Annotated in this window: 14 protein-coding genes; 11 read left to right on the top strand and 3 right to left on the bottom strand. The window is 71.6% G+C overall.

Features of this window, described 5'->3' with window-relative positions:
- Nucleotides 1-57 precede the first annotated feature (57 nt).
- The 3 genes from JSX79_RS09190 to idi form a co-directional block, all read right to left on the bottom strand.
- Nucleotides 58-1,107: a magnesium and cobalt transport protein CorA gene (locus tag JSX79_RS09190; RefSeq protein WP_070417110.1), complete on the bottom strand. Its 1,050-nt coding sequence runs from the start codon at nt 1,105-1,107 to the stop codon at nt 58-60.
- 251 nt (nt 1,108-1,358) lie between these two features.
- Nucleotides 1,359-1,961, bottom strand: a complete 603-nt coding sequence (locus JSX79_RS09185; RefSeq protein ID WP_071294384.1) for a glycerol-3-phosphate responsive antiterminator — start codon at nt 1,959-1,961, stop codon at nt 1,359-1,361.
- Nucleotides 1,962-2,013: 52 nt separating this feature from the next.
- The gene (gene idi / locus JSX79_RS09180; RefSeq protein WP_070417109.1) at nt 2,014-2,556 is read right to left on the bottom strand and encodes an isopentenyl-diphosphate Delta-isomerase; all 543 of its coding nucleotides are present in this window, start codon (nt 2,554-2,556) and stop codon (nt 2,014-2,016) included.
- 21 nt (nt 2,557-2,577) lie between these two features.
- Here idi and JSX79_RS09175 point away from each other — a divergent pair, with 21 nt between their 5' ends.
- From JSX79_RS09175 to JSX79_RS09125, 11 genes are all read left to right on the top strand, one after another.
- Complete coding sequence (locus tag JSX79_RS09175; RefSeq protein WP_229085897.1) at nt 2,578-3,636, top strand: polyprenyl synthetase family protein; 1,059 nt, start codon at nt 2,578-2,580, stop codon at nt 3,634-3,636.
- Nucleotides 3,633-4,565: a phytoene/squalene synthase family protein gene (locus JSX79_RS09170; protein ID WP_229085896.1), complete on the top strand. Its 933-nt coding sequence runs from the start codon at nt 3,633-3,635 to the stop codon at nt 4,563-4,565. The genes JSX79_RS09175 and JSX79_RS09170 overlap by 4 nt, the downstream gene beginning before the upstream one ends.
- Nucleotides 4,562-6,193: a phytoene desaturase family protein gene (crtI, locus tag JSX79_RS09165; protein WP_229085895.1), complete on the top strand. Its 1,632-nt coding sequence runs from the start codon at nt 4,562-4,564 to the stop codon at nt 6,191-6,193. The genes JSX79_RS09170 and crtI overlap by 4 nt, the downstream gene beginning before the upstream one ends.
- Nucleotides 6,193-6,534 carry a lycopene cyclase domain-containing protein gene (locus JSX79_RS09160; protein WP_070417106.1) on the top strand — a complete coding sequence of 114 codons (342 nt, stop codon included), beginning with the start codon at nt 6,193-6,195 and terminating at the stop codon, nt 6,532-6,534. Before crtI ends, JSX79_RS09160 begins: the two co-directional genes overlap by 1 nt.
- Nucleotides 6,531-6,911 (top strand): lycopene cyclase domain-containing protein, encoded by a 381-nt coding sequence (locus JSX79_RS09155; RefSeq protein WP_071294389.1) that lies wholly within the window; start codon nt 6,531-6,533, stop codon nt 6,909-6,911. The genes JSX79_RS09160 and JSX79_RS09155 overlap by 4 nt, the downstream gene beginning before the upstream one ends.
- A complete protein-coding gene (locus tag JSX79_RS09150) occupies nt 6,908-7,834 on the top strand; it encodes a prenyltransferase (RefSeq protein ID WP_070417104.1) in 927 nt (308 codons plus the stop codon). Before JSX79_RS09155 ends, JSX79_RS09150 begins: the two co-directional genes overlap by 4 nt.
- A gap of 70 nt (nt 7,835-7,904) precedes the next feature.
- Nucleotides 7,905-8,948, top strand: a complete 1,044-nt coding sequence (locus JSX79_RS09145) for a Gfo/Idh/MocA family protein (RefSeq protein ID WP_229085894.1) — start codon at nt 7,905-7,907, stop codon at nt 8,946-8,948.
- A gap of 378 nt (nt 8,949-9,326) precedes the next feature.
- On the top strand, nt 9,327-9,845 hold the full coding sequence (locus JSX79_RS09140; RefSeq protein ID WP_229085893.1) for a hypothetical protein: 519 nt from the start codon (nt 9,327-9,329) through the stop codon (nt 9,843-9,845).
- Nucleotides 9,846-9,849: 4 nt separating this feature from the next.
- A complete protein-coding gene (locus JSX79_RS09135; RefSeq protein WP_092384718.1) occupies nt 9,850-10,881 on the top strand; it encodes a YihY/virulence factor BrkB family protein in 1,032 nt (343 codons plus the stop codon).
- A gap of 36 nt (nt 10,882-10,917) precedes the next feature.
- Nucleotides 10,918-11,400, top strand: a complete 483-nt coding sequence (locus JSX79_RS09130) for a DedA family protein (protein WP_229085892.1) — start codon at nt 10,918-10,920, stop codon at nt 11,398-11,400.
- A gap of 10 nt (nt 11,401-11,410) precedes the next feature.
- Entirely contained in the window at nt 11,411-12,106 is a 696-nt protein-coding gene (locus JSX79_RS09125) for an SDR family oxidoreductase (protein ID WP_071294492.1), read from the top strand.
- Nucleotides 12,107-12,140: the final 34 nt, after the last annotated feature.

Raw genomic sequence — 12,140 nt, 5'->3', positions numbered from 1 at the left:
TGCCAGCTGGCACCGCGCCTCCCGTCCGTCGCTGCGACCGTCCGTCGCTGCGTCCGTCTAGAGCCAGTTGCGCTTGCGGAAGATCGCCCAGAGCACGCCCATCAGGGCGAGCATCCCGAGGATCGCGACCGGGTAGCCGTACCGCCAGTGGAGCTCGGGCATGTGGTCGAAGTTCATCCCGTAGACCCCCGCGATGAGTCCCGGGGCGAAGAGGATCGCCGCCCACGAAGAGATCTTCTTGACCTCCTCGCCCTGCCGGTGCGCGGCGCGTGCGAGCTGCCGGCTCTCCTCGCCCTGCGCGAGGCTGGCGCTCGTCATGCGGCGCATCGCCTCGTTCTGCTCCTGCGACACCAGGGTCGCGTGCAGCGTCAGGGCGTTCTCGAGCAGGGCCCGGAACGAGTCCACCCGCTCGGTGACCCGCAGTGCGTGGTCGAGCACGTTCCGCAGGCGGTGCTGGACCTCGTCGTCGACGCCGTACTTGTCGGCGCCGCGGAGCAGCCCCTTCACCATCGCGGGAACCGGCTTCGTGGCGCGCTGGAAGGCCAGGACCTCGCTGAGGAGCTGGTAGATCCGCTTCGAGACGCCGGGGTCGACCTGCCCGGCGAACAGCTGGTCCTCGATGGCGTCGACGTGGTCCTGCAGGATCTCGACCACGGGGGCGTAGCCGTCGACGACCTCGTCGAGCACGGCGGCGGTGACGGCCTCGGAGCCCCGGGCGAGGAACTCCGGGTCGGCCTCGACCCGGGCACGGAGCGCCGCCAGGTCGGGACGCTCGGCGTGCCGGACGCTCACCACGAACCGGTCGCCGACGAACAGGTGCACCTCACCGAACTCGACGGTCTCGGCAGTGGTGTCGAACCACGCGGGTCGGAGCACCAGGAAGAGCGTGTCGCCGTACCGCTCGAGCTTCGCGCGCTGGTGTCCCTTGCGGGCGTCCTCCACCGCGTTCTCGTGCAGGTCGAACTCGGTCGCGACGGCCTCGAGCTCGGTGTCGTCCGGGCGGAAGAGCCCGATCCAGGCGAGGTCGCCCCCGGTGGCGAGCGACAGGGTCGACGGTGACCCGACGCGACGTCCCTCGACGTAGATCGCGTTGTCGATCAGTGCCATGTGCGTGCTCCTCTCGGGAGCAGGCAGGCGCGAAGTGACCCCGGAGTGATCCGGGGGGAGGGGTTTGCTCAGCGAACGGGCACGGCGACGACCGTCAGGGGCGGCCGGCCCGATCGAGGATGGTCACCCGACATCGCGCCTCACCTGCCCTTCTGCTGGTCCGTCGGCCGCGGTGCGCAGCCTCGTGGCCACACCCGTGACCGACGCCCGACCCTACTCCGTCGAGTCGGCGGAGCCAAGTGAACGAACGCTCACATGCCCCAGACGTCGCGGTTCGACGACGCGACCGCGACCGCTCCGGCACCGAGGGCGGCCATCACGTCGGCCTTGTCGCACACCAGGCCGCCGGCGATGACCGGCACGGCGGTGTCGTCCCGGAGCCAGGTGATCACGCGCGGCATGCACCCGGGCAGGATCTCGATCGCGTCGGGTCCGGCCTGCTCGACCACGCGGGGGAGCTGGTGGTACGAGAACGAGTCGACGAGGAAGAAGCGCTGCACGGCGACGAGCCCGGCGCGCTTGGCGGCTCGCACGAGGTTCGACTTGGTGGAGAGCACGCCGTCCGCTCGGGTGTGCTCGGCGATCCAGGTCACGACGACGTCCCGGGCAGCGAAGCCGTCGAGCAGGTCGACGTCCACGAGCACGGTCTTGCCGGCGTCCTTCGCCCGGGCGACGATGTCCGCGACGTCGAGGACGCTGCCGTAGAGCACGAAGACGACGCCCCGGTCGGAGGCCAGCACCTCGTCGAGCGCGGAGGCGTCCTTCACGCTGGCGATCACCGGGTCGTCGCGGAGTGCGTCGAGCACGGCGTCGGCTCCGGCCCGCGGTGCGACATCGCGTTCCGTCGTGGTCATACCGACCATTGTCGATGACGCGCCCTGACAATCGCGGGCGGGCGCGCGCGGGTCAGCGGGTGATGTGCAGACCGGCCGTCGCGAGCTCGGTGAGCTGCCACCCGAGCCACGGGCTCCACGCGAACGGTGCTCCGGCGACCGACTCGCGCAGCGCGGCCTCGGAGACCCAGGCGTACTCGGCGACCTCGTCGTCGGCCGGAGCCGGGACGTCGTCGGTGACCGCGCGGAAGACCGGGCAGACCTCGTTCTCGACGATCCCGGAGGCGTCGACGGCGCGGTACCGGAAGTCCGGCAGCACGAGCTCGACGTCGCGGACGGTGATGCCGAGTTCACGCGAGGCCCGTCGAGCGATCGCGTCCTCGAACGACTCGTCGGGACCGGGGTGGCCGCAGAACGTGTTCGTCCACACCCCGGGCCACGTCTTCTTGGACAGCGCACGACGGGTCACCAGGACGTCGCCGTCGGTGTTCCGCACGTGGCACGAGAAGGCCAGGTGGAGGGGCGTGTGGTCGGTGTGCACCGTGAACTTGTCCGCCGTACCGATCGGGGTACGGTCATCGGCCAGGAGCACCACGGATTCAGGGAAAGTCGTCATCTGCATCGATAGGTTAGGCCAATGAGCGAGGAAGCGGCCACCGTGGCGCACATCGACCTCGCGCTCGTCGACGACTGCCTCGAGCGCTTCTTCGCCGTGTCGTCGGCGCGCGCCGAGCGGTACGGACGACCGTCCGGGGAACTCTGGCGGGTGCTCCGCAAGGCGAGCATGGGCGGGAAGCGCTTCCGCCCGCGCATGGTCCTCACCGCCTACACCGGCCTCGGCGGCGACGACCTGCACGCCGCCGCGCACGTCGGTGCCGCGTACGAGCTGCTGCACACCGCGCTCGTCGTGCACGACGACGTCATCGACCGTGACTGGTCGCGCCGCGGGCAGCCGAACGTGGCCGGGTCCTTCCGCGACACGGGCACGACGGGCGGCCTGCCGCTGCCCACCGCCGAGCACCGCGGCATGAGCGCCGCGGTCATCGCCGGCGACCTGGCGCTCGCGGGCGCACCCCGGTTCATCGAGTCGGCCGGCGTCACGGGTGACCGACGTGCCCGCCTGCTCGAGCTCCTCGACGAGGCCGTGTTCGCCAGCGCCGCGGGCGAGATGACCGACGTCGACCTCGCCCTCGGGGTGATGCCGACGGTGGACGAGGTCCTGCAGATGGAGCGTGCGAAGACGAGCGTGTACTCGTTCGAGGCGCCACTGCAGTCCGGTGCGGTGCTGGCCGGCGCCCCCGAACCGATCATCGAGGCGCTCGGTGCCTTCGGCCGCGAGATCGGGATCGCCTACCAGATCGTCGACGACCTGCTGGGGGTCTTCGGCGACGAGGGCACGACCGGCAAGACCGTCCTCGGCGACCTGCGCGAGGGCAAGCGCACGATGCTGATCGCCCACGCCGCGACGACCGAGTGTTGGCCGGACATCGCGCCGTACCTCGGCGACCCGGACCTCAGCGAGGAGCGCGCGGCCGAACTCCGTGCGACCCTTGTCACCTGCGGCGCCCGGGCCGCCGCCGAATCGCGGATCGCCGAGCACACCGCACTCGCCCGTGCCGAGCTCGCCGGACTGCCGTACGACCTCGCCGACCGCCTGGAGGCCCTCGTGACCGAACTCGTGGAGCGCGCCCGGTGAGCCACAGCCGAACGGAGTCGCGTCCCACGACCCGGCTCCCGCTCTACGACGCCACGGCCGAGGCCGCGTCGGGCGTCGTCATCGACCGGTACTCGACGTCCTTCGGGCTCGCCAGTCGGCTGCTCACGAAGGACACGCGTGAGCACATCCGCAACGTGTACGCCCTCGTCCGGGTCGCCGACGAGGTCGTCGACGGACCCGCGACCGAGGCCGGACTCGACCACGACCTCGCCCGGACGGTCCTCGACGAGCTCGAGGCCGACACCGAGCGGGCGATCGCGCTCGGCTTCTCCGTCAACCCGGTGGTGCACGCCTTCGCCCGGACCGCACGGGTCACCGGGTTCGGCCCGGAGCTCACGCGGCCGTTCTTCGCCTCGATGCGGATGGACCTCGAGCGGACCGAGCACGACCAGGAGTCCTTCGACCGCTACGTGTACGGCTCGGCCGAGGTGGTGGGCCTGATGTGCCTGCGCGCGTTCGTCCACCGCGCCGGCCGGCCGACGTTCGACGGCACCGTGCTCGTCGACGGGGCCCGAGCGCTCGGTGCCGCGTTCCAGAAGGTGAACTTCCTGCGCGACCTGCACGCCGACTTCGAGGTGCTCGGCCGCTCCTACTTCCCGGGAGTCGACATCCGCAGCTTCGACGAGGCGACGAAGGAGCGACTGGTCGCCGACGTCCAGTCCGACCTCGACCGGGCCGCCCGCACCGTCCGGCTGCTGCCGGCCGACGCGCGGAACGCAGTCGGCCTCGCGCACGCGCTCTTCCAGGAGCTCAACGACCGCATCGCCGCCACGCCCGCCGACCGCCTGGTCACCACCCGGGTGCGCGTCCCGAACCCGGTGAAGGCCCGCCTGGCCGCGCAGGTGCTCGCCGGACGTGCGCCGCTGCGGTCGCGCGCGACCCACCACCGGACGGGAGGCACGGCGTGACCCCGCCCCGCGCCTCCAGTCCGAAGGAAGCCGGCACCACGACCAAGCGCAAGGTGCCCGCCCGACGTGCCGTCGTCATCGGCGGCGGCATCAGCGGACTCGCGTCCGCCGCCCTGCTCGCGCGGGACGGCTTCTCGGTGACCGTGCTCGAGCAGCGTGGGCAGCTCGGCGGCCGCGCCGGGTCGTGGGAGCAGGACGGCTTCCGGTTCGACACGGGCCCGTCCTGGTACCTCATGCCCGAGGTGTTCGACCACTTCTTCCAGCTGCTCGGCACCTCGGCCGACGCCGAACTCGACCTCGAGAAGCTCGACCCCGGGTACCGCGTGTACAGCGAGGGCTACGACGACCCGATCGACCTCCGCGCCGACAGGGAGGCGAACATCGCCCTGTTCGAGTCCGTCGAGCCGGGCGCCGGCAGACGGATGCGGAAGTACCTGGCCTCGTCCGAGGACACCTACGCGATGGCGATCCGCCGGTTCCTCTACACGACCTTCCAGGACCTCACGAAGCTCGCGGCCCCCGACGTCCTCCGACGGCTGCCGAAGCTCGCGCGCCTCCTCATCGAGCCGCTCTCGACCTTCGCCGAGTCCGCGGTCAAGGACCGCCGCCTGTGGCAGGTCCTCGGCTACCCGGCGGTGTTCCTCGGCACAAGCCCGTACGCGGCGCCGAGCATGTACCACCTCATGAGCCACCTCGACCTCGCCGACGGGGTGCTCTACCCGAAGGGCGGCATCACCGAGGTCATCTCCGCCGTCGAACGCGTCGCCCGCCGTGAAGGCGCGAAGATCATCGCCGGCGCCAAGGTCGAGCGGATCGTCGTCGAGGACGGCCACGTCACCGGTGTCGTCCACCGCGACCGCGCGGGTGAGCAACACACGGCGCCCGCCGACCTCGTGGTGAGCGCCGCCGACCTCCGGCACACCGAGCTGCAGCTGCTCGACGCGGAGCACCGCACGTACCCCGCCGCACACTGGGCGAAGCGCGATCCGGGGCCGAGCGCGGTGCTCGTCTACCTCGGCGTCGACGGGCCCGTGCCGGGGCTGCTGCACCACACGCTGGTGTTCACCGAGGACTGGAAGGCGAACTTCGGCGCGATCTTCGGCGCCGACCGGCACGTCCCCGACCCGGCGTCGATCTACGTCTGCGCTCCGTCGGAGACCGACGCCTCGGTCGCCCCGCGGGGATCGAGCAACCTGTTCATCCTCGTGCCGCTGCCCGCCGACCTGTCGATCGGCAAGGGCGGCATCGACGGTGCCGGCGACTACGAGGTCGAGCGGATCGCCGACCGCGCCATCGACGTCGTCGCCGAGCGTGCCGGCGTGCCGGACCTCCGCGACCGGATCCGGGTCCGCCGGACGATCGGTCCCCGGGACTTCGCCGACGACTACAACGCCTGGAGCGGCTCGATGCTCGGGCCGGCGCACACCCTCAAGCAGAGCGCGTTCTTCCGCGAGAAGAACGCCTCGGCGAAGGTCGACGGGCTCTACTACGCCGGTGCCTCGACGATCCCGGGCATCGGGCTGCCGATGTGCCTGATCAGCGCCGAGGTGCTCCTCAAGCGCATCCACGGGGACACCAGCACCGAACCGCTCCCGGCACCGCTCCGGCGGCCCGGCGCCACTGACTGATGCCCGGGCTCTACCTCGCCGGGCTGCTGGTGTCGCTCGTCGGCATGACCGTCCTCGACGCCCGGCTCCATCTGTTCTTCTGGCGGGCGCCGTGGCGTGCGGCGGCCGTGATGGTCGTCGGCGTCGCGTTCTTCCTGCTGTGGGACGTGCTCGGGGTCGCCCTCGGCATCTTCTTCATCGGGCCGCAGAACCTGCTGACGGGGGTCCTCCTCGCGCCGGACGTCCCGCTCGAGGAGCTCTTCTTCCTCCTGCTGCTCTGCTACACGACCATGAACCTGGTCGGCTTCGTGCAGCCCCTCGTCGCGCGGGGCCTGCGGCGGGCCGAGCGGAGCCGATCGTGACCGGCTCCGGCGCGTACGCCCTGCTCGCGCTGCCGTTCTTCGCCGCGGTCGCGGTGGTCGCCGTCGCCGCCGGGGTCGTCGCCGCACGACGTGCACGTGCCCGGGGCCGCCGCGCACCGACCGGCCGGCGGATCGCCCTCGTGACCGGGCTCGTCGCCGGCATCGCCCTGCTCGTCATGACGATCGTGTTCGACAACGTCATCGTGACGCTGCGGATCGTGGCGTACGACCCGGCGCTCATCAGTGGTGCGAAGATCGGGGCGATCCCGGTCGAGGACCTCGCGTACTCGATCGCCGCGATCGTGCTGCTCCCCAGCCTGTGGGTCCTGTTCGACCGACCCACCCGGCCATCCCACGAAGAGGAACCGACCCGATGAACGCGAGCACCGCCTCCAGGCCGTCGACCCTGCGCGCCCTGTTCGTGTCGTCCCGGCCGATCAGCTGGGTGAACACCGCCTACCCGTTCGGCGCCGCGTACCTGCTCGGCAGCGGGGTCGGCGTCGAGGGCGGCGGCGGGTTCTCGCTCGTCGCGTTCCTCGTCGGCGTCGTGTACTTCCTCGTGCCCTACAACCTGGCGATGTACGGCATCAACGACGTCTTCGACTACGAGTCCGACCTGCGGAACCCGCGCAAGGGCGGGGTCGAGGGTGCCCTGCTCGACAAGAGCGTGCACCGCACCACGCTCTGGGCCGTCGTCGTCACGAACGTGCCGTTCCTGGTCGCGCTCGTCGTGCTCGGCGCGGTGTCCGGCAACGGGCCGTGGTCGTGGCTCGTCCTCGCGATCAGCGTGTTCGCCGTCATCGCCTACTCGGCACCGGGGCTGCGCTTCAAGGAGAAGCCGTTCCTCGACTCGCTCACGTCGAGCACCCACTTCGTGTCGCCGGCGATCTACGGCCTGGCGCTCGCCGGCCCGCACTGGACCGGCCAGCTCGTCGCCGTGTGCGTGGCGTTCTTCCTGTGGGGCGTGGCGTCGCACGCGTTCGGTGCCGTGCAGGACGTCCTCGCCGACCGGGCCGGCGGGATCGGCTCCGTGGCGACCGTCATCGGCGCCCGGGCCACCGTACGCCTGGCGTTCGTGGCGTACCTCGTGGCCGGTGTCGCCCTGCTCTTCTCGGCGTTCCCGGGACCGATCGCCGCGATCGTCGTGGTGCCGTACGCCCTCAACGTGCTGCCGTGGTGGAACGTCACCGACGCGGGCGCCGAGTCCGCGAACGCCGGGTGGAAGCGGTTCCTCTGGATCAACTACCTCGCCGGGTTCATCGTGACGATGGCACTCATCGCGTACGCGTTCACGCACTGACCCGTGCCCTGACAGACTGGACGCACGCGCCGCGGGAGTCGTGGGGCGCCAGCCACGAAGGAGTGCACGCATGACGGTCCGGATCATCCACGTCGGTCTCGGAGGGTGGGGCGGCAACTGGGCCCGCACCGCCATCCCGGAGGTCACCGAAGTGGAGGTGGTCGGGATCGTCGACCCGGTCCCGGCGACACTGGACGCCGTGCGGTCGGACCTCGGCCTGCCGGAGTCGGCGGCGTTCGCGTCCCTCACCGAGGCGCTCGCCGGGATCGAAGCCGATGCCGTCGTGATCACCGCCCCCGCCGTGACGCACGTGCCGCTCGCCCTCGAGGCGCTCGAGGCCGGCAAGCACGTCCTCGTCGAGAAGCCCTTCGCCAACACCACGGACGAGGCCGTCACCGCGGTCCGTCGTGCCGAGGAGCTCGGGCTCGTGCTGCAGGTCAGCCAGAACTACCGCTGGTACCCCGCACCCCGGGTCGTGCAGGACCTGCTCGCCGCGAGCACCGTCGGCGAGCTCTCGGCGATCAACGTCGACTTCCGGCAGTGGGACAACGACCTCGCGTTCGAGGAGCACCCGCACTACCGGTTCCCGCACGCGATGATCAACGACATGGCGATCCACCACTTCGACCTCCTCCGGATGATCACCGGTCGCGAGGCCGTCCGCGTGTTCGCGAAGTCGTCGTACCCGTCGTACAGCAAGTACCAGGACGAAGCCGTCGCCTCGATGATCATCGAGCTCGACGACGGCCTCGTGGTCAGCTACCGCGGCAGCTGGCTGTCGCGCGGCCCCCGGACGGCCTGGGCCGGTGAGTGGAGCATCCAGGGCGAGGACGGCGAACTGTGGTTCACGAGCCGCTCGGGGGAGCCGAACGCGGTGGCCGGGGACCGCGTGACGGTCCGCCGGACGCAGGACGACGAGGCCGAGGCGGTCGAGCTGCCGACGATGGCGCACACCGACCGGCAGGGCGGGCTGCAGGCCTTCGCGCGCTCGGTGTCCGGTGGTCCCGCGCCGGCGACGAGCGGTCGCGACAACCTGCGGAGCCTCGCGCTGATGGAGGCGGCGGGCCGCTCCGCGGCGTCGGGCCTGCCCGAGGACGTCGTCGTCCCGTCCTGACGCCCGACGGGCCCGCTTCGCGAAAGCGACAGTCTGCCGCCGCGGTCCCGCGGCACCCTGTCGCTTCCGCGGCACAGACGACGGGCCGGCCCACGGGTCGGTCGCTCCGGCGGCACGGACTGGAGGCGCGGTGCGGGCCCGACCCGCGCCTCCAGGCCGCCGTCTGGTCGCGCTCCCGCCCCGCGAAAGCGACAGTCTGCCGCCGCGTTCCCGTGGCACCCTGTCGCTTTCGCGACACGGACGGCGGGCCGGCCCGCGGATCTGTCGCTTTCGCGAGACCGGCATCGGCACCGGCGGTGCCCGCCGGCCGCGTCCGCCGTGCGCGGGACACGCCCGGGGCTGGACACGACCCCGGCCCGAGCGTGTACGAAATGGGGAATGGCCAAGGACAGTCTCCCCGAGCTCGAACTCGCGAACGTCCGCACACGTGAGGGCATCACGGACACCGTGACCGAGATCCGTCGTCGTGCGGACATCCCGGCGCGCACCCGCCTGGCGATCGCGAAGACCAAGCAGCGCTGGCACCGCGACCCCACCCCGCTCGTGGCGATGGGCGTGACCGCTGCAGCCGGTGTCGCGGCGATCATCGTCGGCATCGCGATCCGGAACAACCCCGCCGGGCACCTCGCCGAGCCGCCCGCATCGTCGGCCTTCACCGCGCTGCTGCCGTTCGGGGCCCGTGGTGGCGACGGCCCGGGCGCCGCCGAGCAGAGCCAGCCCGGACGCAAGGGGCGCAAGGCCCGTGCGAAGGCCGCCGAGGAGTCGCTCGAACGCGACCCGCAGCACCGCGCACGCGTCAAGCAGCGCGCCGGGATCGCCGCGGTCCAGCGCCGCGCGACGAAGAACCGCAAGCAGGCCGCCAAGCGTTCGAAGCAGGCACTGAAGGCGAGGGGGTAGTCCCGTGGCACGCGAGCAGCACAAACCCGAACCCGACGACCCCCGCAAGCCCGACAGCCCGGCGGACCTCACCAAGCCCACGCTGGTCTACACGCTGAAGAAGACGCTCCGCGAGTTCTCCAGCGACCAGTGCACCGACCTCGCCGCGAGCCTGACCTACTACACCGTGCTCGCGCTCTTCCCCGGTCTGCTGGCCGTGGTCTCGATCCTCGGGCTCGTGTCCGACCCGAAGAAGACGATCGACACGCTGCTCGACCTCGTCAACAACATCGGTGGCGAGCAGGTCGTCAGCCTGCTCCGGGACCCCATCGAGGGACTCGTGCGCTCGCCCGCGGCGCCGATCACGTTCATCGTCGGTGTGGTCGGTGCGCTGTGGTCGGCCTCCGGGTACGTCGGCGCGTTCGGCCGCGCGATGAACCGGATCTACAACGTCCGCGAGGGGCGTCCGATCTGGAAGCTCCGCCCGACCATGCTCGGCGTCACGCTCTTCACCGTCGTCCTGCTCGTCCTCGGGCTGCTCGCGCTCGTGTCCGGCCCGCTCGCTCGCAGCTTCGGCGACGTGATCGGGCTCGGCGACGCCGCCGCGACCGTCCTGAGCATCGTGCAGTGGCCGATCCTGCTCGTCATCGCGATCATCGTCGTCGCGGTGCTCTACTACTGGGCGCCGAACGTCAAGCAGCCGAAGTTCCGGTGGGTCAGCGGCGGTTCGATCGTGGCCATCCTGATCCTCGTCGTCGCCAGCGTCGGGTTCGGCTTCTACGTCGGGAACTTCTCGAACTACAACGCCACGTACGGATCCCTCGGTGGCGTGATCGTCTTCCTGCTGTGGGTGTGGATCACGAACAACGCGCTGCTCTTCGGCGCGGAGTTCGACGCAGAGCTCGAGCGCGGACGGCAGCTGCAGGCCGGCATCCGTGCGGAGGAGGACATCCAGCTCCCCGAACGCGACACCCGGCAGATCGAGAAGCAGGACGAGAAGCGCGCGCAGGACGTCCTGGACGGCATCAAGATCCGCGAGGACGCCGACCGCCGCTGACGGGACATTCCCGGTCGGGGTCGCTACGGTTCGCCCGTGCCGTCCTTCCTCGAGGGGCTCCCGTTCTGGTGGCTGGTCCTCGCGCTCTTCGTCGTGGTGCTCTGCCGCGCGCAGGCGACCTACTGGCTGGCACGGCTCGCGGTCACCGGCGCGGCGCGGTCCCGCTGGGGCCGCTGGCTCGACTCTGCGGCGGTCCGTCGGGGTTCGGCGTTGCTCGACCGCTGGGGGCTGCCCGTCGTCACGGTCAGCTTCCTCACCGTGGGGCTGCAGACGATCATGAACGCGGCCGCCGGCATCGCCCGGGTGCCGTGGTGGCGGTACACGATCGCGATGGTCCCGGGCTGCGTGGCGTGGGCGTTCGTGTACGCGACGGTGGGGATCGCGCTGTTCTGGGCGGTGCTCGCGGCGTTCGCGGGGTCGCCGTGGGGCGTGGTCGTGCTCGTCGTGCTGGCGGCGGCCGCCGCGGTCGCCGTGTGGACGGCCCGACGTCGTCGCCGGGCCGCACCGCGGCTTCCGTAGGGTGGTGCGCATGACCGACACCGCGCCTCCCGTCCGTCCGACCGCACTCGTCACGGGCGCGACCCGTGGGATCGGCCGGGCCATCGCGCTCGACCTGGGACGCACGCACCACGTGCTCGTCGGCGGCCGGACCGCCGCCGCCGTGGACGCGCTCGTCGCCGAGCTGCCCAGCGCGTCGCCGTTCGTGGGCGACCTCGGCGCGGGCGAGTTCCCGCCGCTGCCGGAGCGTCTCGACGTCCTCGTGCACTCCGCCGGGGTCGAGCAGGGCACGACCGTCGCGGACACCCCGCGCGAGGTGTGGGAGCAGGTCTTCGCCACGAACGTGTTCGCGGTCGCCGAGCTGACGCGGCTCGCGCTCCCGGCCCTCCGCGCGGCGCACGGCATCGTCGTGCCGATCAACAGCGGGTCCGGGTTCCACTCCGGCCCCGGAGGTGGCGTGTACGCGGCGTCGAAGTTCGCGCTGCGGGCGTTCGCCGATGCCCTGCGGGAAGAGGAACGGGCGAACGGCGTCCGGGTGTCGAGCGTGCACCCGGGCCGGACGGACTCGGACATGCAGCGGGCGCTGACCGAGAAGCTCGGCGAGGACTACGACACCGACTACTACCTCGCGCCCTCGGACGTGGCCGACGCCGTCCGGACCGTCGTCGACCTGCCGGAGCGGGGCACGATCGAGTCGCTGGCGATCCGGCCGACGCGGCGGCGCTGACACCCAGGGACAAGCTGAAATGTTCATGTATCGT

Origin of the sequence: Curtobacterium sp. GD1, from assembly GCF_020882855.1 — a bacterium.
GTDB lineage: Bacteria > Actinomycetota > Actinomycetes > Actinomycetales > Microbacteriaceae > Curtobacterium.
This window is presented reverse-complemented; position numbering and strand designations above follow the sequence as displayed.

Bases quoted from the DNA above. Each gene is read 5' to 3' on its own strand.
- JSX79_RS09150 (WP_070417104.1), top strand. From the start codon at position 6,908: ATGAACGCGAGCACCGCCTCCAGGCCGTCGACCCTGCGCGCCCTGTTC.
- JSX79_RS09190 (WP_070417110.1), bottom strand. From the start codon at position 1,107: ATGGCACTGATCGACAACGCGATCTACGTCGAGGGACGTCGCGTCGGG.
- JSX79_RS09145 (WP_229085894.1), top strand. From the start codon at position 7,905: ATGACGGTCCGGATCATCCACGTCGGTCTCGGAGGGTGGGGCGGCAAC.
- JSX79_RS09160 (WP_070417106.1), top strand. From the start codon at position 6,193: ATGCCCGGGCTCTACCTCGCCGGGCTGCTGGTGTCGCTCGTCGGCATG.
- JSX79_RS09140 (WP_229085893.1), top strand. From the start codon at position 9,327: ATGGCCAAGGACAGTCTCCCCGAGCTCGAACTCGCGAACGTCCGCACA.
- idi (WP_070417109.1), bottom strand. From the start codon at position 2,556: ATGACGACTTTCCCTGAATCCGTGGTGCTCCTGGCCGATGACCGTACC.
- JSX79_RS09125 (WP_071294492.1), top strand. From the start codon at position 11,411: ATGACCGACACCGCGCCTCCCGTCCGTCCGACCGCACTCGTCACGGGC.
- JSX79_RS09185 (WP_071294384.1), bottom strand. From the start codon at position 1,961: ATGACCACGACGGAACGCGATGTCGCACCGCGGGCCGGAGCCGACGCC.
- JSX79_RS09175 (WP_229085897.1), top strand. From the start codon at position 2,578: ATGAGCGAGGAAGCGGCCACCGTGGCGCACATCGACCTCGCGCTCGTC.